Raw genomic sequence first — 25,272 nt, forward strand, 5'->3', positions numbered from 1 at the left:
ATGAGGCCGATGATTCACCCTGCGATGGACGACGTCCGACCGGAAGCGATCCTCCACGCGCTCTCCGATCCGGATCGCGCGGCGATCTTCGCGAAGATCATGAGGGCCGGCTGCGTGGACGCCTGTTCGGCGGTGGCCGCATTGGGCGATCGGATCATTCCAAAGTCGTCGCTCTCCAATCACTTGAAGATGCTACGGGACGCGGGCCTGATCCGCAGCGAGCGTCATGGTGTCGAGGTGCGAAATCACTCGCGCTGGGCGGAGGTGGAAGAGCGGTTTCCCGGCCTCTTGCCCGCCATCATCAACGCCTATGCCTCGAACGCCGCGTGTAGAACGCCAAGCATCGATTAACGCGGCGACCGATACTGTACATCGGCCATGCGCGGTGATCGGAAGGCCGGCTAAGCAGGTGTGCCGGGTTCGTCCCAATACGGCGGATCGCCGAACGCCAGTTTTACGTGGTCGACAAACGCGCGCAGCCTCGCAGGCAAACCGTGCTGATAGGCGATCGTGATCGGCGTCACGTCAGGCTCTAGCCCAAGGTCGAGAATCTCGAGCGTTCCGGCCTTGATCGCCTGATAGCTGTGGAAGGTTGGGAGCCAGGCGATACCCAGCCCCGCCACCGCGGCATCGCGCATGGCGAGACAGGACGAGACACGAAGCCTTGGCGGGACACGCGCGACGACCCGCTCGATTTCAGCCTTGAAGGTCCAGTCGTCGGGGCCGCGCTCCATATAATGAATCGCCTTGTGATGAGCGAGGTCCGCAATGGTCTCGGGGCGGCCGTAACGCGCCAGATAGGCCGGAGCGGCCACGAGGGAGCGCCGGCTGATCGTGAGTTGCTCGGTCGCAAGCTTCGGCAGTCCGTCGGGGGCGATCCGCACGATCGCGTCGAAGCCGCCGCTCAGGTCGCTGATCCGGTCATCGAAGTCCGCCGTTACCGTGATGTCCGGGTGACGATCCATGAAGTCGTACAGGATCGGCCCCAGATGAAGGTCGCCGAACGCGCGCGGAGCGACGATCCGCAACGGCCCCGCGATTTCCCCGCGCCGACGCGCGAGATCCTCCCGCGCCTCGTTCGTCTCGGCGACGATGCGCCGCGCGCGCTCGAGCAGGATAACGCCCTCGTCCGTCAGGGCATGCTGGCGACTGTTGCGGCTCAGGAGCCTGGTGCCGAGTGCATGTTCCAGTTCGGTCAGGCGTTCGCTGACCGTGGATTTCGAAAGCCGAAGCTGTCGGGCGGCCTCGTTGATCGATCCGCAATCCGCGACCGTGACGAAGGCGATGATCCCGTCGAGCTTCATCGTTCGCGATCTCCGAAATGTAGGTTCGGCATTTCCGACCTGTTAGGACGTTTCACTCCCGATCATAAAGTCACGCAAGCACGGCTGCCAAGCAGGAGTCGCGCAAACCGAGCAACAGACACTTAAAAGGGGGCGGACGATGAGGGCATTTGGCATTCCGGCCATGGTCGCGGCCATGACGTTGTTCTTCATGCCGGTTTCAGCGGTTGCGCAGGATTTCAATTTCCCGCCGTCCTTCGCCGTGCGGGACATCGCGACCAACGGCACGACCCTGCACGTTCGGGTCGGCGGCGCTGGGCCGGCGGTTCTGCTCCTGCACGGTTACGGCGAAACCGGTGACATGTGGGCGCCGCTGGCACGCAATCTGATGCGAGACCATATTGTGGTCGTGCCGGACCTGCGTGGGCTGGGCCTCTCGGCGAAGCCGGCCTCCGGCTACGACAAGAAGACACAGGGTTTCGACATGGCCGGCGTGCTCGATGCGCTTAAGATCGACAAGGTCGATCTTGTCACGCACGACATCGGCAATATGGTCGGCTATGCATTCGCGGCCGAACACCGCGATCGGGTCAAGCGGTTCGTCCTGATGGATGCGCCGCTTCCCGGCATCGGCCCCTGGGAAGAAATCCTGAAGAACCCGCTCCTCTGGCACTTCCGCTTCGGGGGGCCTGACATGGAGCGGCTCGTCGCGGGGCGGGAGCGCATCTACCTGGATCGCTTCTGGAACGACTTTTCGGCCACGCCGGCCCGGTTCAGCGAAGCTTCGCGGCAGCATTATGCCCGCCTGTACGCGGCGCCCGGCGCCATGCACGCGGGCTTCTCCCAATTCGCCGCGTTCGATCAGGATGCGATCGACGACAAGGCTTTCCTCGCTGCGGGCAAGCTGACGATGCCGGTGCTGGCGATCGGCGGCGAGAAGTCGTTCGGGCCGCAGATGGCGGCCGTCATGCGCTTCGCCGCCACCAACGTGACCGAGGGCGTGGTGCCGGACGCGGGCCATTGGCTGATGGAGGAGCAGCCCGAGGCGACCGTGAAGTTGGTCCGTGACTTTCTGGACGTGGGGCGATGAAGCGGCGCGTTCCGCTCGGTTTCGCGCTGATCTCGATGTTCCTCCTGGCAGCCGCGTCACCGCGTGGCGGCGAGCGCCGGCTGAGCCGCGAGGAAGCGGCCGCGCTGCCGGTCGTCGCGGCCGGGGGCGGTACATCCGGGCTGCGCACGATCGAGACACGCCTCCTGAAAGGGAATCCCGCCCGCGCCGGCCTCTACACCATCTCGATCACGGTGCCGCCGAACACGCACATCGCCGCGCACACCCACCGCGACGACCGGACGGCAACCGTTGTCACCGGCCTGTGGCACTTCGGCTATGGCCCGGATGCGAAGGGTGGCACCGCGCGCGGGCTGCCACCAGGCAGTTTCTATACCGAACCGGCGGGCAAAGCGCACTTCGCTTGGACGGGACCGGAGGGCGCGACCGTCTATATCACCGGCATCGGACCATCGGACACCCGGTATCTTGCCACGCCACGTTGACCGACTTTGGATCGGCTCTCGCGGCCCATCGCGGCGCCCCACCCTTCCTGCTAGACGAAAGGACGCGGCGGCTCAAGGCCGGTCCGGCGCCGCCTCGGTCAACGCCTTCGCTTCGGATGTGATCCAGTTCATCACGGCGCGCACCCGCGGCGCGAGCGTCTCGTTGGCGGGATAGGTGACGTAAAAAGGGATCGGCTCCATCTTTGAATCGGGAAGCAGCCGCACGAGTTCCCCCGCGCGAAGATCCGCTTCGACTTGGAAGTAGGGGAAAAGGCTGATTCCAAGCCCGCTGCGTACCGCTTCGTGCTGCGCGAGGCTGCTGTTCGTCCGATAGGTGCCGGACACCCTGACGGCCTCGCCATCCACGTTCCAGATCTGGCGGGTGGAACCGTAGCTGAACAGCACACAATCATGGTGCTGCAGGTCCGCGGCGCACTCCGGGGCCGGACGACCCGCGAGATAATGAGGCGCGGCGACCAGGTGGCGATCCACATCGCCCAGATGCCGGGCGGCGACCGTGGTTTCCATGATCTGGCCAGTCCGCATGGCCAGATCGAGTCCGTCCTCGATCATGTTCACGAAGCCGTCGCTCAGGATCATCTCCACGGTGATCGCGGGATAACGGCGATGAAAATCGACAAGGCTTCGGGCGAGATGCAGCCCGAACATGCTCGTGGTTCCGATTCTGACATGCCCGCCGTGGTGGCGGTCACGTCCATGAATCTCCGTCTCCAGCGCATCCACCTCCCGCAGAATGCGCCTGGCCCGTGCCAAGAAGACGCGCCCATCGTCCGTCAGCGTGAGATTGCGCGTCGAACGGCGAAATAGCGTCACCCGAAAATGGTTCTCGAGCATGCTGATACGGCGGCCGACGGTCACCTGATTGGTCATCGCTTCCCGGGCCACGGCCGAAAAGGATCCGCTTTCGGCAACCCGAACGAACCATCGCAGACCTTCGATCACCGGAGCCATTCCTTCACTTAATGAATAAGTGATCTACGTTGCAAGCCAATTGTCGATCATTGCGAACAGGATTACGTGGCGGCACATCAGAACGTCACATACTTCGGGAGATTTCCCGATACCACTTCGAGATAACAATCACATTATTCGCGAATCTATTTAGATAGATTTGTCGTACATATTCAAATTTTCAACAAATCCGGCAACCAGAAACTGATCTCACGCCGATCTTCAATTTCTCCTGCATATATATTTACGGGTTTATTGTTGGAATACCAAGGAAATATCTGTGAATCCTGAACCTCGGGAAATGATGGAATTCGACGTTGTTATCGTCGGCGCCGGTCCAGCCGGCCTCGCCGCCGCGATCCGGCTCCGTCAGCTCTCGCTGGAACGCGGTCGAGATATTTCGGTCGTGGTCGTGGAGAAGGGCTCCGAGGTTGGCGCGCACATCCTGTCCGGCGTCGTGGTCGATCCAATTGGGCTCGATCAGCTTCTGCCCGAGTGGCGCACCCATCCCGAGCGGCCGCTGACAACCGAGGTGACGGAGGATCATTTCCTCCAGCTCAGCGCCTCCGGCGCACGCGCCCTGCCCGCCAAACTGATGCCGAAACTGCTCAGCAATCACGGCAATTTCATCGGCTCACTTGGCAATGTCGCGCGCTTCCTCGCCGCTCGGGCGGAGGAACTGGGCGTGGAGATCTTCCCCGGCTTCGCCGCGACCGAACTGCTCTACGATGGCGACCGTGTCGTCGGCATCGCGACGGGGGATATGGGCGTCGCGCGGGACGGAACGGCGCGACCCGATCATGTCCGCGGCATGGAACTGCGGGCGCGCTATACATTGCTTGCCGAAGGCGCGCGCGGCTCCCTGAGCAAGCAGGCGATAGCCCGCTACTGGCTCGATAAAGGCTCGGACTTCCAGAAATACGGGATCGGCATGAAGGAACTCTGGCAGGTCAAGCCGGAGCATTTCCGGCCCGGCCACGTCCAGCACAGCTTTGGCTGGCCGCTGGACAAGCACACCGGCGGCGGCTCCTTCCTCTATCATTTCGACGATAATCTCGTCGCCGTCGGGTTCGTGGTGCATCTGAACTACAGCAACCCCACGCTCTCGCCCTTCGACGAATTCCAGCGCTTCAAGACGCATCCGGCCATTCGCGATACGTTCGAAGGTGGGAAACGCCTCGCTTATGGCGCCCGCGCCCTCACCGAAGGCGGTTGGCAGTCGGTGCCGCGCCTCACCTTCCCGGGCGGTGCGTTGCTCGGCTGCGCGGCGGGCTTCGTCAACGTGCCGCGCATCAAGGGGTCGCACAATGCGATCCTGTCGGGACGCCTCGCCGCCGATGCGATCGCCGACGAACTGGTTCGCGACGAACCCGCCATCGAGCCCGTCGCCTATGAGCGAAACTGGCGGGGCTCCGCAATCGGGCGCGACCTCCACCCGGTCCGCAACGTCAAGCCGCTTTGGTCGCGCTATGGCATGCCGCTCGGGGTGATGCTGGGCGGGATCGATATGTGGTCGCACCAGATCCTCGGTCGCTCGTTGTTCGGCACCGTCGCGCACGGCAAGCCCGACCATGCCTGCCTCCGCCTGCTCTCCGAAGTGACGCCGATCCAATATCCGAAGCCCGACGGCGTGGTCAGTTTCGACAAGCTATCTTCCGTGTTCCTGTCGAACACCAACCATGCCGAGGATCAACCCTGCCATCTGAAGCTGCGGGATCCTTCAGTTCCAATCAAGAACAACCTGCCGCTCTACGGCGAGCCAGCGCGGCTCTACTGCCCGGCCGGCGTCTACGAAGTGACATACGAGGACGATTTCAAGAAAATCGGTCCGCGTTTCGTCATCAATTCCCAGAACTGTGTTCACTGCAAGACCTGCGACATCAAGGATCCAGCGCAGAATATCACCTGGGTGCCGCCGGAGGGCGGTGGTGGTCCCAACTACCCGAATATGTAACCAGAGAAAGTGGTAGGAATGTCTGACATTACCATCCGAAAAGCCGCCGTCATCGGCGCCGGCACCATGGGTTCCGGCATCGCGGCGCACCTCGCCAACGCAGGGCTGGACGTCGTTCTGCTCGATATCAAGCTGGAGTTCGCACAGGGCGGCATCGACCGCCAGCTCAAGGCTGGCGGCTTCATGCGGCCCGAATTCGCCGCTCGCGTGAAGCCAGGGGCGACCGGTACCGACATGGGTCTGCTCGCCGATTGCGACTGGATCATCGAGGCGGTCGCCGAGCGGATCGAGATCAAGCACGCGCTGTTCACCTCGATCGCGGCGGTGCGCAAGCCCGACGCCATCGCCGCCTCCAACACCTCCACCATTCCGCTGCACATTCTCCTCGATGGCTTTTCGGAGGATTTCGCGTCGCATTTCCTCATCACCCACTTCTTCAATCCGCCGCGCCACATGCGTCTGCTGGAGCTGGTCACGGGTCCGCGCACAGCATCCACCGTGGCTGACACAATCACCCGTTTCGCCGATGAGCGGCTCGGCAAGGGCGTGGTGCCCTGCAAGGACACGCCAGGCTTCATCGGCAACCGCATCGGCTGCTACTGGCTGGCGGTCGGGCTCGATGAGGCGATCCGTTCGGGCATTCCCGTCGAGGTGGCGGACGCGACGATCGGCAGGGCGTTCGGCTTCCCCAAGACCGGCATTCTGGGGCTATACGATCTGATCGGCAACGATCTGATGCCGCAGCTCATCCGCTCGCTTCAGGACGCGCTGCCGAAGACGGATGCCGTTCAGGCGATCGCGGCGGAGCCTCCGCTGCTGCACGACATGCTCGCGAAGGGGCTAACCGGCCGCAAGGGCGGCGGCGGCTTCTATCGCCGCTCGGCAGATCGCAAGTCGATCGAAGTCATCGATCTGACGACGGGCGCCTATCGTCCGCAGCAGCCCGCAACCTCCGACAGCCTGGACGCCGCGAACGGCGATGCCCGCGCGTTGATCGGCCACCCGGGCCAGGCGGGGCGTTATGCCCGCGCCGTCCTGTCGGCCACGCTCGCCTATTCGGCCTCGCTGGTGCCCGAGATCGCGGATCGCCCCGATCTCGTCGATGAGGCGATGCGGCTCGGCTATGGCTGGAAATTCGGCCCCTTTGAACTCATCGACCGGATCGGCGCGCAATGGCTCGCCGATGCGCTGGCCGCCGATGGGGTGGCGGTGCCGCCACTGCTCGCGGATGCGACACGGAGCGGCGGCTTCTACCGGATCGTCGATGGCGTTCGCCACGTGCTGGCGCCACGGGCGGACAAGAGCGACTATGTCCCGGTGCCGATCGCGGACGGCGTGATCTCGCTCGCCGCGATCAAGCTGCGCGACAGGCCGGTGTCGACCGACGAGGCGGCGAGCCTCTGGGACATCGGTGACGGCGTCGGCCTGCTTGAATTCCATACGAAGATGAACAGCTTCAGTCCCGCGCTGCTGAACGCGGTGACGCGCACGGTGAAGCTGGCGCCTCAGCATTTCAAGGCGCTGGTGATCGGTAACGAAGGTCCAGCCTTCAGCGCTGGCGCCGATCTCTCCGCCGTACTGGCCATGTCAGCCAACGGCGACGCGGCGGGAATCCGCGCCTTTGCTCTGGCCGGCGTGGCCGCGTTCGATGCGGTGCACGATGCGCCCTACCCGATCGTCGGGGCGGGCTTCGGCGCGGCACTCGGCGGTGGCTGCGAAGTGCTGCTCCACTGCCACGCCGTGGTCGCCGATGCCGAAATCGGCATCGGCCTGGTCGAGCCGCGCGTCGGCCTGCTCCCCGGCTGGGGCGGTCTCACGGAGTTGATGGTCCGCCTTCAGGAGCGGTTCGATGACCCCGCCGAGGCGGCCGCGACCGCGCTGCGAACCGTCCTGGCCGCGACCACGTCCGCGGGCGCCCATGACGCGCGCGCCAAGGCCTTCCTCCGGCCGACCGACGGGATCGTGATGAACCATGATCGCCTGATCGCGCAGGCCAAGGCGCACGCCCTGGCGCTGCTGCCCGGCTTCACCACGCCCGTGCGCGCACCGGTGACACTGCCGGAGGCTTCCGTTCTCGACGCGGTTCTCGCCGACATGGCACCTTCGCTCGCACCGCACGACATCGTGATCGGCAGGGCGATCGCCGATGTCCTGTCGGGGCCGATCACCCTCACCCACGCCGAACTCAATGCGCGTGCGGTCATGGCCTTCGAGGCGCTCGCGCTCAGCGAGCCTACCCGCGCCAGGATCACCCAGATGCTACGCACCGGCAAGCCGCTACGCAATTGACGACGACTGTCGCGAGATTGGCCCAATCCCCTTCTGTCCAGCACTAGGAGTGCTTCCATGCCTGATTATACTGCCCCGCTCGACGACATGACCTTCCTCCTTCAGGATGTGTTCGACGTCGAAAAGACTTTCGCCGTGTTGCCGGGTTACGAGGAGGTTTCGGCCGAACTCGCGGCCTCGGTGCTGGAGGAGGCGGGCCGCTTCTGCGCGGGCGTGCTGCGTCCGATCAACCAGAGCGGTGACGAGGAAGGCAGCAGGCTGGACAACGGCGTCGTCCATACGCCCAAGGGCTTCAAGGAAGCCTATAAAGCGTTCGTTGACGGCGGCTGGTCGGGCCTGTCCTCGCCGACCGAATATGGCGGTCAGGGCCTTCCCCGCACGGTGCAGATCCTGGTCGATGAGATGCTGTCCGCGTCGAACCTGTCCTTCGGCCTGTTCCCCGGCCTGAGCCGCGGCGCCGCGGAGGCGATCGAGGCGCATGCCAGCCAGGCGTTGAAGGACCAGTATCTGCCCAAGATGGTGGCCGGCGCATGGACCGGCGCCATGGGCCTCACCGAGGGCACCGCCGGGTCGGATCTGAGCCTGGTCAAAGCGACTGCCAAGCCGCGCGACGACGGCTCCTATACCGTGACGGGATCGAAGATCTTCATCTCGTCGGGCGATCACGACATGGCCGAGAACGTCATCCATCTGGTGCTCGCTCGCCTGCCCGACGCTCCTCCCGGCACCAAGGGCATCAGCCTTTTCCTGTGCCCGAAATATCTTGTGAACGACGACGGTTCGCTCGGCGCGCGTAACGCGGTCAACGTCGGCTCGCTGGAGCACAAGATGGGGATTCACGCCCAACCCACCTGCGTCATGAACTATGACGACTGCCAGGGTTGGCTGGTCGGCGAGGCGAACCGTGGCCTCAACGCCATGTTCACGATGATGAACGCGGAGCGGCTGTTCGTGGGGGTGCAAGGTCTCGGCCTCGCGGACGCCTCCTACCAGACCGCCGCCAATTACGCGAAGGAGCGTAAGCAGGGCCGCGCACCTGGCGCGAAAGAGTCGGGGATGATCATCGCGCATCCCGATGTGCGCAAAATGCTGCTGACCATGCTGTCCTTCACCGAGGCGGCGCGCGCGCTGACCGTCTTCGCCGCGCTGGAAATGGACAAGGAAACGGCGCACCCGGATCCGGAGGTCCGCAAGCGTGCCGCCGGGCTGGTCGCGCTCCTCACCCCCGTCATCAAGGCGGGTTTCACCGATTTCGGGTTCGAGGCCACGGTGCTTGGTCAGCAGGTGCTGGGTGGCCATGGCTATATTCGCGAATGGGGCCAGGAGCAGTTCGTGCGCGATGCCCGCATCGCCATGATCTATGAAGGCACCAACGGCATCCAGGCCCAGGATCTCGTCGTGCGTAAACTCGGCCTGGACGGCGGTGCGCCGGTCCGGACGTTCCTGGCGATGGTCACCGAAACCATTGCGGAGGGTCGCCAGGTCGCGGCCGCTCGCGATACGGCCGCGGCACTCGACGAAGCGCTGGAAGCGTTGGAGAGCGTCACCACACGCCTGACGACGGGCACGAATGCCGACCCGCTGGAGCAGAATGCCGCCGCGACGGACTATCTGCGCATGTTCGCGTTGGTCACGTTCGGCTGGCTGTGGCTACGCATGACGCTGGTCGTGGTAGCGAAGGGCGACGCCGCGACACCGCATGAAAAGCGCAAGATCGAGATCGCGCGCTTCTTCTCAAGCCGCATCCTCCCTCAGTCGCTTTCACTGGGGAGCCAGATTTGCAGCGGTTCGGCGCCATTGATGGCGATCGCGTCCGAAGCCTTCTGAAATCGCCCGGCCCGTGCCGGCCTCGCCGCCGTCCTCTACCCGGCCCGCCGCCGGCACGGCCATCCGCAAGGTATGAAATCATGAAAATTCTGGTGCCTGTCAAATTGGTGATCGATTCCAACGCAAAGGCACGGGTGAAGCCGGACCAGAGCGGCGTGGATCTCGCCAACGTCAAGCTCTCGATCAATCCGTTCGATGAAATATCAGTCGAGGAAGCGGTCCGCCTGAAGGAAGCCGGCAAGGTGAGCGAGGTGGTGGCGGTCACCATCGGCGTGGCCAAGGCGCAGGACGCGCTACGCGCCGCGCTCGCGATCGGCGCCGATCGCGGCATCCTCATCCAGACCGACGAGATGGTTGAACCGCTCGCCATCGCGAAGCTGCTCGCCAAGGTGGCCGAGGCCGAACAGCCGGGCGTGGTGATCCTGGGCAAGCAGGCCATCGACGATGACAGCAACCAGACCGGCCAGATGCTGGGTGCGCTGCTCGGCTGGCCGCAGGCGACGTTCGCCTCGAAGGTCGACCTGTCGGCGGAGGCGGTCGAGGTCACGCGTGAGGTCGATGGCGGCCATCAGACGCTGAAGCTCACCCTGCCCGCGATCGTCACCACCGATCTTCGCCTGAACGAGCCGCGCTATCCGTCCCTGCCCAACATCATGAAGGCCAAGAAGAAGCCGATCGAGACCAAGGCGCCGGCCGATTACGGCGTCGACGTCACGCCGCGTCTCAAGCTGCTGAAGGTCGGCGAGCCGCCCGCCCGCTCCGCCGGCATCAAGGTCAAGACCGCCGGCGAGCTGGTCGAAAAGCTCAAGTCGGCGGGCGCACTCTGACGCATCGCGTCTGAAAGATTTTTCGAGGAAACAGCAATGACGACCCTCCTGATCGCGGACCACAACAACACGTCGCTCGCCGATGCGACATCACGGGCGCTGACCGCCGCGCTCCAGCTTGGCGGCGATGTCCATGTGCTGGTCGCCGGCGCGAACGACCGGGCGGCGGCAGACGCGGCAGCAAAGCTCGATGGCGTGAAGAAGGTGTTGCTCGCCGACGATCCGGCGCTCGACCATCAGCTCGCTGAGCCAATCGCTGCGCTGGTCGTATCGCTCGCCGGGGATTACGATGCGATCGTCGCGCCAGCGACCGGCAACGGCAAGAACATCCTGCCGCGCGTCGCCGCCCTGCTGGACGTCGCCCAGGTGTCCGAAATCACCAAGGTGATCTCGTCCGACACGTTCGAGCGGCCGATCTACGCCGGCAACGCCATCGCCGAGGTGCGAAGCACGGATAGGAAGACGGTGCTGACGGTGCGCGGCTCCGCTTTCGCGCCCGCGCCCCAAGGAGCGGCAACGGCGCCCATCGAGCCGGTCGCGGCGGTGGCGGGCGACTATCGCTCCTTCTTCGTCGGCGAAGCGCTCGCCAGCAGCGATCGTCCGGAGCTCACCTCGGCCAAGGTCATCGTCTCGGGCGGTCGGGCACTCGGCTCGGCGGCGAAGTTCAACGAGGTGATCCTGCCGCTCGCCGACAGGCTCGGCGCCGCCGTCGGCGCGTCCCGCGCCGCCGTGGACGCGGGATATGCGCCCAACGATGACCAGGTCGGCCAGACCGGCAAGATCGTCGCGCCTGATCTTTACATCGCACTCGGCATCTCGGGTGCGATTCAGCATCTCGCCGGCATGAAGAACTCCAAGATCATCGTTGCGGTGAACAAGGACGAGGATGCCCCGATCTTCCAGGTCGCCGACTATGGCATCGTCGGCGATCTGTTCCAGGTCGTCCCGGAAATCGAAAAAGCGCTGAACTGATCGATTTCCCGAAGCGGTGTGCCGCTCACTTCAATTCAAAGGATAATGCGATGAAGAATCCTATCACGGCGGAGGAGGCGGTTGCGCTGATCCCCGACGGAGCCTCGATCATGATCGGCGGGTTCCTGGGGTGCGGCACTCCGCTCCGGCTGATCGAAGCACTGATCGCGGCGGGCAGGAAGAAGCTGACGATCATCACCAACGACACCGGCCGCCCCAATGAAGGCGTCGGACGTCTGATCCACGAAGACCGCGTCAGCCACGTCATCGCCTCGCATATCGGCACCAATTCCGAGACGCAGCAAAAAATGCTCGACGGAACGATGCGCGTCGATCTGGTGCCCCAGGGCACGCTCGCCGAACAAATTCGTGCGGCGGGCTATGGGCTCGGCGGCGTGCTGACCAAGACAGGACTCGGCACCCTGGTCGCCGAAGCGGGCGAGGTGGTGACGCTCGGCGGCGAGCAATGGCTGTACGAACCGCCGCTCAAGGCCGATTTCGCGCTGATCTACGCCGATGTCGCGGATCAGGTCGGCAACCTGACCTATCGCTTCACCGCGCATAACTTCAATCCCGCGATGGCACTGGCCGGGGCCACCGTGATCGCCGAGGCGCGTGAGATCGTGCCCGTCGGCAGCATCGCGCCCGACGCCGTGAAGACGCCCGGCATCGTTGTGCACCATCTGATCGCGAAAGCCTGAACCATGAGCAAGGACATCATCCTCCGGCGCACCGCACGGGAGCTTCGGCCGAACACGCTGGTCAATCTCGGCATCGGCCTGCCGACCGGCGTCGCCAACTATGTGAGGCCGGAAAGCGGTATCTTCTTCCAGTCGGAGAATGGTCTGGTCGGGCTTGGCCCCAGGGCGGTGGCCGGCTTCGAGAACCGCGCGCTGACGGATGCGGGCGGCGGCTTTGCCACAGCCGTGCCGGGCGCGATGTCGATCGACAGCAACCTGTCCTTCGGCCTGATCCGCGGCGGCCATGTCGATACCACCGTGCTCGGCGGGCTTCAGGTCGATGAGGCCGGACATCTCGCCAACTGGATCGTGCCGGGAAAGATGGTACCGGGCATGGGCGGAGCGATGGATCTGGTCGCCTGCGCCAACCGCGTCATCGTCGCCATGCAGCATACCGCCAGAGGCGCGTTCAAGATCGTCCCCAAATGCACCCTGCCGCTTACCGCCGATCGCCGCGTGACACTGATCATCACCGAGATGGCAGTGATCGAGCCAACGGAGGCCGGGCTGATCCTGCGCGAGCGGGCGCCGGGCGTCTCGATCGAGCAGATCCGCGAGGCGACCGAGGCGGTCCTCATCGTGGACGGCGAAGTGGCCGAGATGAACCTCGCGGCCTGAACGTCGGATACCAATTTCGGAAGCGAGAACCATCATGAGCATTCAGACCCTGCCGGACGAGGCGTTCGCCATCCCCTTTGCCAGTCCCTCCTATCCGCGCGGCCCGTTCCGCTTCTATGATCGCGAATTCGTGATCATCACCTATCGCACCGATCTCGACGCGCTACGCGCGGTGGTGCCCGAACCGCTCGAGATCATCGATCCGATCGTGAAATATGAATTCATCCGCATGCCGGACTCGACCGGGTTCGGTGATTATACCGAGACGGGCCAGGTGATTCCGGTGCGGTTCAACGGGCGCGACGGCAATTACACCCCTGCCATGTATCTGGATGCGGCTGCACCTATCGTTGGCGGTCGCGAGATCTGGGGGTTCCCGAAAAAGCTCGCCAAGCCGAACCTGCGCGTGGAGGGCGAGGTTCTGGTCGGCACCCTCGACTGCGGATCGATCCGCTGCGTCAACGCGACGATGGGCTACAAGCACAATATCCTTCCGCTCGATCCCATCCGCAAGAGCTTGCAGCAGCCGAACTTCTTGGTGAAGGTCATCCCCCATGTGGATGGCTCGCCCCGGATCTGCGAGCTTGTCGAATACTACCTTGAAGATTTGCAGTTGAAGGGCGCCTGGTCCGGGCCGGCCAGCCTGCAATTGTTCGATCATGTCCGCGCCGACGTCAGCCGCCTCCCCGTTCTCGAGGTGCTTTCGGCCGTTCATTTCGTGACGGACGTCACGCTCGGCATGGGTAAGGTCGTCCATGACTATATGAACGGCGCCGCCGGATAGGACACGCCGCGAGGGCAGAGAAGCCCATGCGCTCATCGACCCCGGCGGCTGGTGTCCTGCCGCCCTTCGCTAGATGAAAGTCCTCTGAACGCCCAAACGCCTGACCCTTGCGAGGCCGTTCATATTCTGCCGAAAAACCACAAAATATCGCCATTCCGTCCGACTTCGTCATATGCCTTGCATAAATAACGGTCAAAGCGAGCGCGTTTTCGGATGATGGGGCGCGCGTGACGATCGATCGCAGGATGTTTCTTCTCGGCGCCTCGGGTGCCGCCGCTGTTACGGGCCACACGGCGACGGCGCTCCATCGCCCCGCCGGGCGCGGCTCGATCCGGGATATCGAGCATGTCGTGATTTTGATGCAGGAGAACCGCTCCTTCGATCATTATTTCGGCAGCTTGCGCGGCGTGCGCGGCTTTGCGGATCCGCGCCCCGTCACGTTACCGAGCGGCAAGCCCGTCTGGGCGCAACGCCGAGCGGATCGCGACGGCGGCGAGATCGCGTGGCCCTTCCGGCTCGACTACAACAGCAGCAACGCACGGTGCTTCACCGGGCTCGATCATAGCTGGAAAGACAGTCAGGCGCGTTGGCGCAACTGGGATGTCTGGGCGGAGCAGAAGGGACCGCTGACGATGGCGCACCTGACCCGCGCCGATATCCCCTATTATTACGCGCTCGCCGACGCGTTCACCATCTGCGACGCGTACCATTGTTCGCTACAGGGGCCGACCGGTCCGAACCGGCTTTATCACTTCACCGGCACCAGCGGCCTCAGCGTCGGACAGGAGGGCGAATATTGCGTCACCAACGGCGGCAGCGACCCCAATCCGGGCGCGGACATGGCGAAGGACGACGCTACCGAGGGGCTGCCGTGGCGGACCTATGCCGGGCGGCTGGAGGAGGCCGGCATATCCTGGCGCGTCTATCAGGAACTCGCCAATTATTCCGACAATCCGCTCGGGTACTTCAAGGAGTTCCGCAAGCTGGACCCGACTTCATCGCGGTATCGACGCGGGCGCGCTTACGTCGATTGGATCGACGGCATCGCACCGGCCGATCCCGAGAAGACGCAGGCGCGCCACCTGATCGCCGCCTTCGCCGCGGACGTGGCCGCCGATCGTCTGCCGCAGGTGTCGTGGATCGTGCCGATGATGCAGATGAGCGAGCATCCCGACGCCCCGGTCCCCTTTGGCGAGGTGCTGATCGGCAACCTCGTCGCCGCGCTGGCCGCCAATCCCAAGGTATGGGCCAAGACCGCCTTCATCCTCAATTATGACGAGAATGACGGCTTCTTCGATCATATCCCGGCACCGATGCCCGCGATCGCGCCGCGCTACGGCGCGAGCAACGTCGATGTCCGAAGCGAGACGTATCAGGGCGAGCCGGTGGGGCTCGGCCCGCGCGTACCGATGATGGTGATATCGCCCTGGACGCGCGGGGGTTGGGTGAACTCGCAAATGTTCGATCATACCTCGGTGCTGCGCTTCCTCGAAAAGCGCTTCGGGGTGGCGGAACCCAATATCTCGCCTTGGCGGCGCGCGATCTGCGGCGACCTGACTTCGATCTTCGACTTCGACGTTTCGCAGGAGGCGCGTCTCGATACGCGCTGGGCAAAGGCGCTACCCTCCGTCGCCGGCTATATCGCGGAGACGGAGCATCTGTGTAAGAGCGGTTCGCCGCCGCAGATCGCCACGAGCAAGGGCGTTCCAGCGCAGGAGCCGGGCACGCGCCCCGCGCGCGCGCTGCCGTATCGTTTCGCCGTCGAGCCGAGTTGGTCCGATGCCGGGTTGACGCTGCGCTTCGTCAACGAAGGGAACGTCGGGGTCGTGTTCGGCGTGCAGGACGAGACCGCCTTTCCCGGCTGGCGCTATTTCACCGTCGCGGCGGGTTCGCGGCTCGAAGAGGCGTGGCCGTTGCGTCGCGATCGGCCGCATGCGCTGGTGGTGCGGGGGCCGAACGGCTTCCAACGCGAATATCGCGGCCCCGGCGGCGGCGCGCGGATCGAGGCGACGGTCGCCTGGCGCGACGATGGCCGGGGCGGCATGCTGCACCTCGCCGACCGCGACGGGACGGCGACGACCGTGACGATGCATTGCGCGCACACCGGCCGGCAGGAGCGATTACCGGTTGCGGCGGAGACGCGGCACCCGCTCGCGCTCCCCGATCATCGCTGGTACGATGTGATGCTGGTAGCGTCGGATGGCACCCGGCTGCGGCTCGCGGGGCATGTCGAGACCGGCGAACCCGGCGTCAGCGAGCCCGTCGCGGCTTATCCGCACCCGCTTTGAGCCGCGACTGTCATCACGGTGTTGCGAAGCGCGCCTAGCGCCGCCCGTCGGCAAGGGCGGGCGAGATGGGCGACGCGGTAACCAAGGACGGCACATTGCTGGACAGGCGCTTCCTAGCGCTGGCGATGATGGAATTCTGGGAGCGATTCGCCATGGCCGGCGTGAAATCGCTGCTCGTGCTGATGCTGGTCGATCATGTCTTGGCCGGCGATCTGACGCGCGTGGCCGGGGCGACGGCGGTGCGCGATGCCAGCGGGGCGCTGTTCGGTCCGGTCTCGATCACCGGCCTCGCCTCCCAGCTATATGGCTATGCGAACGCCCTGATCTACCTCGCCATCCCGCTCGGCGGGTTGGCCGGCGACCTCGTCGGCAGCCGCCGGGTGGTGGTGGCCAGCGGCGGCGCGGGCATGCTGCTTGGCCTCACGCTCATGCTCGCGAACGGCAGCTTCCTGATCGGCCTGATCTTCTTCGCCACCGGCACCGGGCTGCTCAAGGGCAATCTCTCCGCCCAGGTCGGCTTGCTGTTTCAAGACGAAGCGCAGCGCAGGCGCGCCTATACGGTCTATCTCGGCTTCCTCAATGCGGGCGTGATTTGCGGCCCATTGGTGTGCGGCGCGCTGGAGGCATTTGCGGGACCGGCTTATGGTATCGGCGCGGCGGCGGTGGCGGTCGCCATCGGCCTGTTCTTCTATGCCCGTACCAGCCGGGACGTCGCCATCGGCCCGGCAGCGGCGATGCCCCCGCGCACGCCGGGCCGGCCGGCCGCCGCGGCGGGCGTGCTGATCGTCGCGCTCGCCGCCGTCTATCTATGCTTCGCCGCTTACGAGCAGCTCGCCAACATCTTTCTGGTCTGGGCGCGGTCGCATGTGGATTTGCGCTTGGGCGGATGGACGGTGCCGGTGGCCTGGTTTCTCTCGCTCGACGGCGCTTTCACGCTGGCCTTGGTCGCCGCGTCGCACGCGGCGGCGAGAGCGCTCGAACGGCACGGCGTCGTCATTGGCGCGAGCGTGCAAGTGTTGCTCGGCGGGCTGTGCTGCTCGGGCGGGTATCTGGTGCTGACGATCGGTAGCACGGCCGGGGGGACGTTGCCGCTCCCCTGGGCGATCACCTACCTGCTCTTGATCGATGCCGCGGTCGTGCTGATCTGGCCGTCGGGCCTCAGCCTGATCGCGGGAGTCGCGCCCCGCCGGCTGGTCGGCTTCTGGATGGGTCTGTTCTACCTGCACGGGTTCTTCGCGAACCTGTGGGTCGGTTTCAGCGGCGTATATTATGAGCGGATGGGGCCGCCATCCTTCTGGCTGCTCCACGCCGGCGTGGCCGGCGCGGGGGCGCTGCTCGTGCTGGTCATCGGATTACCGCTGTTGCGCGTCGCGCGCGCGGGTCAGGCGACCACCACCTCGGCATGAGCGAAGGCACGCGCGTAATCCTCGTTCAGCGGTTCATCGGTGACGAGGATGTCGACATCGGTCAGCGCCGCGGTCTGGATCAGGGCGTATCGGCCGATCTTCGAACGATCGGCGGCGAGCAGCACCCGCTTCGAGGTGGCGTACGCGATCCGGCTCATCTCCGCCTCGCCCGGATGGAAATCCATCAGCCCGCGTTCGATGCTGATCCCGCCCACCGACAGGATCGCGAGATGCGGGGTGAAGCCACGCACATACTCCTGCGCGACATGGTCGGAAAAGGCGCGGTAGTCATAATCCATCTGTCCGCCGGCGAGGAACAGGCGGTTGTTGTTGATGCCGCCAAGATCTTTCGCGACATGCAGTGAATTGGTCACCACCGTCAGCGATCGCCGCTCGACAAGCTGCCGCGCGATGAAGCAACTCGTCGTGCCCGAATCGATGAACAGGATCGCGCCGTCATCCACCAGTTCGGCGGCCGCGCGGGCGATGCGCAGCTTGGCATCGGCATTCTCCTCCATCCGCTGATGGAGCGGCCCCTCATGCACGGGCGTCGCCATGCGCGCCCCGCCATGCTCGCGGATGACGACCCCCTGATCCTCGAGCGCGCGCAGTTCGCGGCGGATCGTTTCGTCGGACACGGCGAGGTCGCCCGCCAATGCCGTCACCGATAACGTCCGTCCGCTGCGCAGCCGCGTGATGATCTCGCGCTGGCGCTGTGATCGCTTCTCTATCGTCCCCTCCCTCTGATCGCTTGCCGTCGATTCGGATGCACGGCAAGACATGCGCCGCGCCCGCTGATTTGCAACCGCCGGGCCGCCTCCTGGAAGCGAACCCGGCGATCTGCGCATGGCTCAGAAGCCGAGGCGCGCCGTCACCCGCACGGAGCGCGGGTTCTGGTAATTGACCGGCATCCGGTAATCGGTGTTCACCGATCCGTCGCCCTGCTCGCCGAAGTTGTTGTACGACGTGACCGCCTGGCTGTTGAACAGGTTGAACACGTCGAGCCGGATCGATGCATCTACACCGTGGGGCAGTGGCAGATGGACGATCGCGCTCACGTCGAACTGCGCAAGCCAGTCGCCGTTGAACGCGGTGCCACGCGGGATCAGCTTGCCCTGACAATAATAGCCATAACCGTGATAGGTGTTGGCGTAGGGATCGACGCTGAGCGGCACCGCGCCGATGCAGCTATAATGCGCGCCGGACTGGACGATCGCATTGCCGCCGAGATCGAGAAAGTCGAACAGACGATAGCTGCCATACGCCTTGAAGCTGTGGCGGCGGTCGCTGGGGAGATAGCCATAGGCGCCATTGACGAAGCCGGGCGAGTCGAAGTCAGCGGTACGGTTGATCGCCGCCTGCCCGTTCTCCGAGCGGACGCCGCCTTCGTAGTTCCCCTTGTTGAACGACAGCGTGTAGGAGGCGGCAAGGCTCCACACTTTGTCGAAGCTGCGATCGAAGGTGAGCGTCAGCGCGTTATAGTTGCGGCTGGGCTTGGGATAGCCGAGATCGGCCGCCTTCAGCGTCACGGTGGGCGTCGAACCGTCGGGGAGCTTGTTCAGCTGCACCGTGACGTCCTCGCCCGGATTGGCGATGACGAACTGATTACCGCCCGAGAAGGTCGATTGGCACGCCGCCGCCGCCATGCCCGCCGCCACGCAATATTTGCGCGCGGCGATGTCGATCGACATGTCCTCGATCACGCTCTGGAGTTCCCGGTGCGTGAAATACGCGCCGATCCGCACATGGTCGCCGAACTGATGCTCGGCGCCGACGATGAACTCATTGTCCGACTGCGGCTTGATGTTGGTGGCGATCGCGCCCGCCGGGTTGAACGCGGATCCGTCCGCCGAGACCTCGCAATTCTTGATCTTGGTGTCCGGGCAGGCGGTGGTGTTGACGACCGACAGAATCGGCGCGCCATCGACCGGGATGTTCCCCGCCCCGCTGGTGCCGTTGAACAGATTGTAGCGGGTATAGGTGACGAGGCTGCCCGCGACGTTCAGATTGATGTCGCCCGCCATCGGCAGATAATATTTGGCGTAGGATCCGAACACCTTGGTCCGTCCGTCGCCGAGCGGATCGAACGACGCGCCAATACGCGGTGCCCATTGGTCGCCCGATTCGAAGAAGGATTTGCCGTTCACGCCCTGGTTGCTGAAGCGATCGTTACGAAGTCCGAGATCCAGCCGCAAACGGTTGTCGAGCAGCGACCATTGATCCTGAATGTAATAGGCTTCGTTGCGTACATGCGCGGTGCCGTTCTGCGCATAGACGCGCGTGGTGTAATAGGTGGTGCCGACCGGCAGCCCGATCCGCGCCGCGGACTCGTTTGTGACGTTGTAGATCTTGAACGCGCCCGCGCCGATCGTCTGGAAGGTTTGCGTCTGCGTGTCCTTCTCATGGTCATAGCCGAAGCGGACGTGGTGCGAGCCCAGCAGGTGGAACTGGAGGTCGGCGTCGATGCGGTAGAATTCGCGCTCGTTATCGGTCTTGCTGTAGGCGTCGGTCACTTTGTTCGCGCCGATCTGGATACCGGCCGGATCGCTCCGGTAATCGACCACCTGCGAATTGGTGGTGTCGAGCGGCAGGTTGCCCGAGCGCAGCTTGTTGACGCCGTATGCGCCGGACAGCGTCAGCCACGGCGTGAACGTCCCCGTATAACGGCCGACATAGTTGACGCCGCCCGCGCGTGCGTTGGTGCCGCCGGTCTGCACGCCGCGCGTGTACGTGGTGCGATCCCACGCATAGCTGCGGTTCAGCGTGTCGTTGGTGGTGTCGAAATAGGTGAATTCGAAGTGATGGTCGCCGGTGATGTAGCCATCGACCTTACCGCCCCAGAACGGGCTGCGGTTGGTCACGCCGGTCGAGTTGTTCTGGTTCTTTGATGGCGTGAACGAGCGGATGTCACGGAAATTGTAGAGACCATAGACGAACAGATGATCCTTGATGATAGGACCGCTCGCCTGGAAGATCAGTTCCTGCCGGCTGGCGCGGGCATGCGCGTAATCGGTAGTACGGGTCGAGCGTGAGCTGTCGCGCAGCGCGTCGGGTTCGGTGATGCCGGTGACGCTGGCATGATATTCGTTGGAACCCGATTTGGTCGTGGCGACGACATAGCCGCCGGTCGCGCGGCCGAACTCGGCGGGCGCACCCCCGGTCTTCACCTCGACGGTCTGGTAGAAGTCGAACGGTACTTCGGTCGGCTGGCCGCCCGACACGAAATCGGTCACGTTCAGCCCGTTGATGTAGAAGGCGTTTTCGGTGAACGCCGCACCGGCGATCGAGACTTGGTTGGCGAAGCCGCCGTTCGACGGCGACGAACCCTGCACCGTGCCGGGCGTCAGCAGCATCACATCGCGCAAGCTGCGGCCGATCGGAACGCGCTGCGTCAGCGAGCCGAGGTTGATCGTGCTGCCGACCGTGGTGTCCTGGAAGTCGGCGACGCGCTGACGCGAACCGGTAACAACGATATCGCCATTCTGCGAGGCCGTGACCAGCCGATAGCTGTTCGCACCGCCCGTCTCGCGGGTCAGCGGGACGTTGCGCTCGGTGTAGGTCGCGAAGCCGTCGGCGGTGATGGTGACGTCGTAATTGCCCGGCGACAATTGCGGAATCGTGTAGGCGCCCGCACCATCGGTCGTCGCGCTGCGGCTGACGCCCCGGTCCGACGACGTGATCTTCACCTCGGCACCGGCGATCGGCGCGCCGTCCTGCCCGGTCACACGGCCGGAGGCGACGATGTTGGTATAATCCTGTGCCTGCGCGGCCGGCGTGGAGATGGCGACGGCGGAAACCGTCGAGCCGAGCATCAACAGCGCGCGCAAGGCGGCGCGCGACGAACGTCGCGTGGAGCGAAACATGGAAACCCCCTTGGTGAAACGAAAGCGGCGGACCCGGTTCAACCGCGTCCCGGGAGCGCCGCTAATCGCGGTTGTTGGATTTTTTGTGACAAACCGACAAAAATCTCACATCGAGGCGACGCGCGCTCATCAGCGCACCGGGAATGACCCTCGCCAGCGTTTCGGCAACGTCATTCACGTCGCAGACCATCGGGCGGCGCCGGGCATGTCGACGCCCATTGTATCATTCCTGCAAGAATAGCCCGCTAGCCGCATCCTGACCGTCGCCTTCAGGCGGCGAATCCCGCCGATCAAGGACCGCCGATGACCTTTCCCCTGCGCTCGCCGTTCGCCGCCGTTCTCGCCCTCGCCACCGCGACCGCCGCCGTCGGGCAGTCGGCCCCTGTCGATCTCGCGCGCGCCGCCCAGGGAGACCTCAGCCAACCCGGCGGCGCGCGGCGCATCAAGGGCGACATGACCGCAACCTACCGCGCGCTGATCCGCGATGGCGCGGTGCGCAACGTCATCCTGCTGATCGGAGACGGCATGGGCGATTCCGAAATCACCCTCGCCCGCGATTATGCCGAAGGCGCGGGCGGCTATTTCAAAGGTATCGACGCACTGCCCGTGACCGGCCAGTACACGCACTATTCGCTGGAGAAAGCGACCGGCAAGCCGGATTACGTCACCGATTCCGCCGCCTCGGCGACCGCGTGGAGCACGGGGGTGAAGAGCTACAACGGCGCGATCGGCGTCGATATCCGCGAAGCGCCGCATCCCTCGCTGATCGCGCTCGCCAAAGCGGCCGGCTTTGCCACGGGTGACGTGACCACCGCCGAGATCGAGGATGCGACCCCCGCCGCGCAGATCGCGCACGTCACCATGCGCGCCTGCTTCGGCCCGGTCGTGACGAGCAAGCTCTGTCCCACCAACGCACTTGAAAAAGGCGGCGCCGGGTCGATCGCGGAGCAACTGCTCAACACCCGCCCCGACGTCGCACTCGGTGGAGGCGCCGCCATCTTCGCGGAAACCGCCCGGGCTGGCGACTGGCAGGGCAAGACCCTGCTCGATCAGGCGCGCGCGCGCGGCTTCGCGGTGGTACAGGATGCCGCCGGGCTCGACGCGGTCATCAGCGCCGACGCCAGGCGCCCGCTGCTCGGCCTGTTCGCGCCAGGCAACATGCCGGTGCGCTGGAAGGGGCCGCGCGCCAGCCATCACGGCAATATCGACCAGCCGCCCGTCCGCTGCGAAATCAATGCCGAGCGTAGCGCCAGCGTGCCGACGCTCGCGGCGATGACGACCAAGGCGATCGCGCTGCTGCGCAAGAATCCCAAGGGCTTTCTGCTCCAGGTGGAAGGCGCGTCGATCGACAAGGAGGATCACGCCGCCAATCCGTGCGGCCAGATCGGCGAGACAGTCGATCTCGATGAGGCGGTACAGGTCGCGCTGGCCTTCGCCAAGGCAGACGGACACACGCTGGTGATCGTCACCGCCGATCATGCGCATACCAGCCAGATCATCGGCAACGGCAGCCAGGCGCCGGGGCTGACCGAGGCGTTGTTGACCAAGGACGGCAGCGTCCTCACGGTGAATTACGGCACCTCGGAAGTCGGCTCGCAGGGGCATACCGGCACGCAGTTGCGCGTCGCCGCCTACGGCCCGCGCGCGGCCAATTTCGCCGGCCTCACCGACCAGACCGATATGTTCTACACGATCCGCGATGCGCTCGGCCTGAAGTGAGGCCGTGACCGTCCTGCGCGCGTCGCCGTGTCGCGCGCGGCCGCCCTGTCCACTCTTGTGAGGTCTTCGCCATGATCGACCGTCGCTCGCTGCTCCGCCACTCGATGCGAGGCGCGGCCCTCGCCGCGATTTCGCCGGCGCTCGCACGCGCCGCCGCGATCGGCCCCGACCGGCGCGGTGGCGGCCTTGGCGACATCGACCATATCGTCGTGCTGATGCAGGAGAATCGCAGCTTCGACCATTATTTCGGAACGATGCCGGGCGTGCGCGGCTTCGGCGACCGCTTTCCCATTCCCGTCGCCGGTGTGGCGGGCGGCCCTTCGCGCACCGTCTGGGATCAATATGACGGTACCGCCAAGCCACCGCGCGTCCTGCGCCCGTTCCGCATGGCGACCCGCGAGCATTTCGAGCTGATGCGCGTCGCCGGCACGCCGCACAACTGGCCCGATGCACAGGCCGCGTGGGATCACGGTCGCATGGGCCACTGGCCCGAGGCCAAGACCCAGCGCGCGATGGCGCATTACGGCGCCGAGGATCTGCCCTTCCAATTCGCGATGGCCGACGCCTTCACCCTTTGCGACGCCTATCACTGCTCGATGCAGACCGGCACCAATTGCAACCGGCTGTTTCAATGGACCGGCACCAACGATCCATTCGGCCGTGGCGGCGGCCCGACCATCGAGAACCCCGACGACGATCTCGCCAAGCCCGATGCGGCCAGCAGCCCGCGCTTCTTCTGGACCACTTACCCCGAGCGGCTCGAGGCGGCCGGGGTGAGCTGGGCGGTCTATCAGGACATGGCGGACAATTTCACCGACAATCCGCTCGCCAATTTCCTCCAGTTTCGCGCCGCCTACCGGGGCGATCCGGGATCGCGCGGCGTGTTGCGCGACAAGGGGCTGACAACGCGCGCGCTCGATGCGCTCCGCGCCGATTGCCTAACCGACCGTCTGCCGAGCATCAGTTGGATCGTCGGCACGGCGGAAGGATCGGAACATCCCGGCCCCTCCAGCCCCGCGCAGGGCGCCGCCTATACCGCACAGGTGATCGCGGCCTTGACCGCCAACCCCAAGGTGTGGGCGCGAACCGCCCTGTTCATCAACTTCGACGAGAATGACGGCTTTTTCGATCACGTGCCGCCCCCGGCACCGCCCTCGCCCGACGCCGGCGGCTTCGCGGGCGCCAGCACCGTCAGCACCGACGGCGAATACCACCACCTGCCCGCGCCCGGCGCCGAGAGCGACCGACCGGCGCTGCGCGGCCGACCATATGGCCTGGGGCCGCGCGTGCCGATGTACGTGCTGTCGCCGTGGACGCGCGGCGGGCGGGTGTTCTCGGAAGTGGCCGACCATACCTCGGTGCTACGCTTTATGACGGCACGGTTCGGCGTCGATGAACCCAACATCTCCGCATGGCGGCGGGCGGTGTGCAGCGATCTCGTGCCCGCGTTCGATTTCGCGCAGGGTGCCAGGCCCGCGGCGCTGACACGCTCGCTGATCGACACGATGGCCGAAGCGCCGGCGCGGCGGGCGGCGGCGCAGGCGATCGCGCATCAGCCGCGCCCGGGCGCGCCCGAGGATCAGCCGCCGCCCCGGCAGGCGGCCGGCATCCGCCCGGCGGTTGCGACGCGCTACCGGCCCGAAGTGCATGGTGCGGTCGAGGGCGGCGCCTTTCGCCTGACTTTCACGGCGGAGGGCGGTCTAGGCGTGGTGTTCCACGTCTATGACCGGTTACGGCTGGACGCGATCCCGCGCCGCTACACGGTCGAACCGGGCAAGATGCTGCACGCCGACTGGCCGCTGGATGGTGAGCGGGGCTACGATCTGTTCGTACTCGGGCCGGCGGGCTTCCACCGGCTGTTCGTGGGCAGCGGCCGCGCCGAACCCGTGGTGACGTGGCGCATCGTCGACGCTGGCGCGTCGGGCAAAGCGCTGCGGATCGAGGCGAAGCAAGCCGGCGGCGTGCAGGTCGCGCCGGGCGCTTATCATACCGAGCACACCGGCTGGACGCCCGAAGCGCCGGGCACGCACGCCTGGCCGCTCGCGCCGACGCACGGCTGGTACGACCTCATCCTCACCGCGCCGGGCGGATGGCGGCGTCGGCTGGCCGGGTGCGTCGCCGGACCGTGGGCCGCGATCAGCGATCCCGCCCAGGCATGATGTTTCGGAGACGATGG

General features: G+C 65.3%; 19 protein-coding genes. 15 read left to right on the forward strand and 4 right to left on the reverse strand.

Going from position 1 to position 25,272, the window contains the following annotated elements; translation table 11 throughout:
• Positions 1-351 (forward strand): ArsR/SmtB family transcription factor, encoded by a 351-nt coding sequence (locus BLS81_RS05780; protein WP_093222005.1) that lies wholly within the window; start codon positions 1-3, stop codon positions 349-351.
• 50 nt (positions 352-401) lie between these two features.
• Here BLS81_RS05780 and BLS81_RS05785 read toward each other — a convergent pair whose 3' ends face one another.
• Complete coding sequence (locus BLS81_RS05785) at positions 402-1,304, reverse strand: LysR family transcriptional regulator (protein ID WP_093222008.1); 903 nt, start codon at positions 1,302-1,304, stop codon at positions 402-404.
• 139 nt (positions 1,305-1,443) lie between these two features.
• Between BLS81_RS05785 and BLS81_RS05790 the strand changes: the two genes are divergently transcribed.
• A complete protein-coding gene (locus BLS81_RS05790; protein ID WP_093222010.1) occupies positions 1,444-2,373 on the forward strand; it encodes an alpha/beta fold hydrolase in 930 nt (309 codons plus the stop codon).
• Positions 2,370-2,837, forward strand: a complete 468-nt coding sequence (locus BLS81_RS05795; protein ID WP_093222011.1) for a cupin domain-containing protein — start codon at positions 2,370-2,372, stop codon at positions 2,835-2,837. Before BLS81_RS05790 ends, BLS81_RS05795 begins: the two co-directional genes overlap by 4 nt.
• Before the next feature lie 72 nt (positions 2,838-2,909).
• On the opposite strand, the gene BLS81_RS05800 is transcribed toward BLS81_RS05795, so the two are convergent.
• A complete protein-coding gene (locus tag BLS81_RS05800) occupies positions 2,910-3,800 on the reverse strand; it encodes a LysR family transcriptional regulator (protein ID WP_176787056.1) in 891 nt (296 codons plus the stop codon).
• A gap of 313 nt (positions 3,801-4,113) precedes the next feature.
• On the opposite strand from BLS81_RS05800, the gene BLS81_RS05805 reads away from it, so the two are divergent.
• From BLS81_RS05805 to BLS81_RS05850, 10 genes are all read left to right on the forward strand, one after another.
• Positions 4,114-5,763 (forward strand): electron transfer flavoprotein-ubiquinone oxidoreductase, encoded by a 1,650-nt coding sequence (locus BLS81_RS05805; protein ID WP_093222924.1) that lies wholly within the window; start codon positions 4,114-4,116, stop codon positions 5,761-5,763.
• A gap of 18 nt (positions 5,764-5,781) precedes the next feature.
• Positions 5,782-8,052: a 3-hydroxyacyl-CoA dehydrogenase/enoyl-CoA hydratase family protein gene (locus tag BLS81_RS05810; protein WP_093222017.1), complete on the forward strand. Its 2,271-nt coding sequence runs from the start codon at positions 5,782-5,784 to the stop codon at positions 8,050-8,052.
• A gap of 57 nt (positions 8,053-8,109) precedes the next feature.
• The gene (locus BLS81_RS05815; RefSeq protein WP_093222019.1) at positions 8,110-9,879 is read left to right on the forward strand and encodes an acyl-CoA dehydrogenase C-terminal domain-containing protein; all 1,770 of its coding nucleotides are present in this window, start codon (positions 8,110-8,112) and stop codon (positions 9,877-9,879) included.
• A gap of 80 nt (positions 9,880-9,959) precedes the next feature.
• A complete protein-coding gene (locus tag BLS81_RS05820; protein WP_093222021.1) occupies positions 9,960-10,706 on the forward strand; it encodes an electron transfer flavoprotein subunit beta/FixA family protein in 747 nt (248 codons plus the stop codon).
• Positions 10,707-10,742: 36 nt separating this feature from the next.
• Positions 10,743-11,678, forward strand: a complete 936-nt coding sequence (locus BLS81_RS05825; protein WP_093222023.1) for an electron transfer flavoprotein subunit alpha/FixB family protein — start codon at positions 10,743-10,745, stop codon at positions 11,676-11,678.
• Between the two features lie 50 nt (positions 11,679-11,728).
• Positions 11,729-12,379, forward strand: coding sequence for a CoA transferase subunit A (locus tag BLS81_RS05830; protein ID WP_093222025.1), 651 nt, complete (start codon positions 11,729-11,731; stop codon positions 12,377-12,379).
• Positions 12,380-12,382: 3 nt separating this feature from the next.
• Entirely contained in the window at positions 12,383-13,036 is a 654-nt protein-coding gene (locus BLS81_RS05835; RefSeq protein ID WP_093222027.1) for a 3-oxoacid CoA-transferase subunit B, read from the forward strand.
• Between the two features lie 34 nt (positions 13,037-13,070).
• A complete protein-coding gene (locus tag BLS81_RS05840; protein WP_093222030.1) occupies positions 13,071-13,820 on the forward strand; it encodes an acetoacetate decarboxylase in 750 nt (249 codons plus the stop codon).
• Positions 13,821-14,047: 227 nt separating this feature from the next.
• Entirely contained in the window at positions 14,048-16,108 is a 2,061-nt protein-coding gene (locus BLS81_RS05845) for a phosphocholine-specific phospholipase C (protein WP_256326091.1), read from the forward strand.
• A gap of 65 nt (positions 16,109-16,173) precedes the next feature.
• The gene (locus BLS81_RS05850) at positions 16,174-17,514 is read left to right on the forward strand and encodes a POT-type proton-dependent oligopeptide transporter (RefSeq protein ID WP_093222032.1); all 1,341 of its coding nucleotides are present in this window, start codon (positions 16,174-16,176) and stop codon (positions 17,512-17,514) included.
• Here the strand turns inward: BLS81_RS05850 and BLS81_RS05855 are convergent.
• Together BLS81_RS05855 and BLS81_RS05860 are read right to left on the reverse strand one after the other, a co-directional pair.
• Positions 17,490-18,296 (reverse strand): DeoR/GlpR family DNA-binding transcription regulator, encoded by an 807-nt coding sequence (locus BLS81_RS05855; RefSeq protein ID WP_256326092.1) that lies wholly within the window; start codon positions 18,294-18,296, stop codon positions 17,490-17,492. The two genes, BLS81_RS05850 and BLS81_RS05855, sit on opposite strands and share 25 nt — an antisense overlap.
• Before the next feature lie 69 nt (positions 18,297-18,365).
• On the reverse strand, positions 18,366-21,377 hold the full coding sequence (locus BLS81_RS05860) for a TonB-dependent receptor (protein WP_093222034.1): 3,012 nt from the start codon (positions 21,375-21,377) through the stop codon (positions 18,366-18,368).
• Positions 21,378-21,680: 303 nt separating this feature from the next.
• On the opposite strand from BLS81_RS05860, the gene phoA reads away from it, so the two are divergent.
• Together phoA and BLS81_RS05870 are read left to right on the forward strand one after the other, a co-directional pair.
• Entirely contained in the window at positions 21,681-23,096 is a 1,416-nt protein-coding gene (gene phoA / locus BLS81_RS05865) for an alkaline phosphatase (protein WP_093222036.1), read from the forward strand.
• A 71-nt stretch (positions 23,097-23,167) separates the two neighbouring features.
• The gene (locus BLS81_RS05870; protein ID WP_093222039.1) at positions 23,168-25,255 is read left to right on the forward strand and encodes a phosphocholine-specific phospholipase C; all 2,088 of its coding nucleotides are present in this window, start codon (positions 23,168-23,170) and stop codon (positions 25,253-25,255) included.
• The last annotated feature ends 17 nt before the right edge of the window (positions 25,256-25,272 follow it).

Source organism: Sphingomonas sp. NFR15 (assembly GCF_900103265.1).
Taxonomy (GTDB): domain Bacteria; phylum Pseudomonadota; class Alphaproteobacteria; order Sphingomonadales; family Sphingomonadaceae; genus Sphingomonas; species Sphingomonas pollutisoli.

Bases quoted from the DNA above. Each gene is read 5' to 3' on its own strand.
- BLS81_RS05790 (WP_093222010.1), top strand. From the start codon at position 1,444: ATGAGGGCATTTGGCATTCCGGCCATGGTCGCGGCCATGACGTTGTTC.
- BLS81_RS05825 (WP_093222023.1), top strand. From the start codon at position 10,743: ATGACGACCCTCCTGATCGCGGACCACAACAACACGTCGCTCGCCGAT.
- BLS81_RS05820 (WP_093222021.1), top strand. From the start codon at position 9,960: ATGAAAATTCTGGTGCCTGTCAAATTGGTGATCGATTCCAACGCAAAG.
- BLS81_RS05815 (WP_093222019.1), top strand. From the start codon at position 8,110: ATGCCTGATTATACTGCCCCGCTCGACGACATGACCTTCCTCCTTCAG.
- BLS81_RS05835 (WP_093222027.1), top strand. From the start codon at position 12,383: ATGAGCAAGGACATCATCCTCCGGCGCACCGCACGGGAGCTTCGGCCG.
- phoA (WP_093222036.1), top strand. From the start codon at position 21,681: ATGACCTTTCCCCTGCGCTCGCCGTTCGCCGCCGTTCTCGCCCTCGCC.
- BLS81_RS05805 (WP_093222924.1), top strand. From the start codon at position 4,114: ATGGAATTCGACGTTGTTATCGTCGGCGCCGGTCCAGCCGGCCTCGCC.
- BLS81_RS05850 (WP_093222032.1), top strand. From the start codon at position 16,174: ATGGGCGACGCGGTAACCAAGGACGGCACATTGCTGGACAGGCGCTTC.
- BLS81_RS05840 (WP_093222030.1), top strand. From the start codon at position 13,071: ATGAGCATTCAGACCCTGCCGGACGAGGCGTTCGCCATCCCCTTTGCC.
- BLS81_RS05785 (WP_093222008.1), bottom strand. From the start codon at position 1,304: ATGAAGCTCGACGGGATCATCGCCTTCGTCACGGTCGCGGATTGCGGA.
- BLS81_RS05870 (WP_093222039.1), top strand. From the start codon at position 23,168: ATGATCGACCGTCGCTCGCTGCTCCGCCACTCGATGCGAGGCGCGGCC.
- BLS81_RS05780 (WP_093222005.1), top strand. From the start codon at position 1: ATGAGGCCGATGATTCACCCTGCGATGGACGACGTCCGACCGGAAGCG.
- BLS81_RS05855 (WP_256326092.1), bottom strand. From the start codon at position 18,296: ATGTCTTGCCGTGCATCCGAATCGACGGCAAGCGATCAGAGGGAGGGG.
- BLS81_RS05860 (WP_093222034.1), bottom strand. From the start codon at position 21,377: ATGTTTCGCTCCACGCGACGTTCGTCGCGCGCCGCCTTGCGCGCGCTG.
- BLS81_RS05830 (WP_093222025.1), top strand. From the start codon at position 11,729: ATGAAGAATCCTATCACGGCGGAGGAGGCGGTTGCGCTGATCCCCGAC.
- BLS81_RS05795 (WP_093222011.1), top strand. From the start codon at position 2,370: ATGAAGCGGCGCGTTCCGCTCGGTTTCGCGCTGATCTCGATGTTCCTC.
- BLS81_RS05810 (WP_093222017.1), top strand. From the start codon at position 5,782: ATGTCTGACATTACCATCCGAAAAGCCGCCGTCATCGGCGCCGGCACC.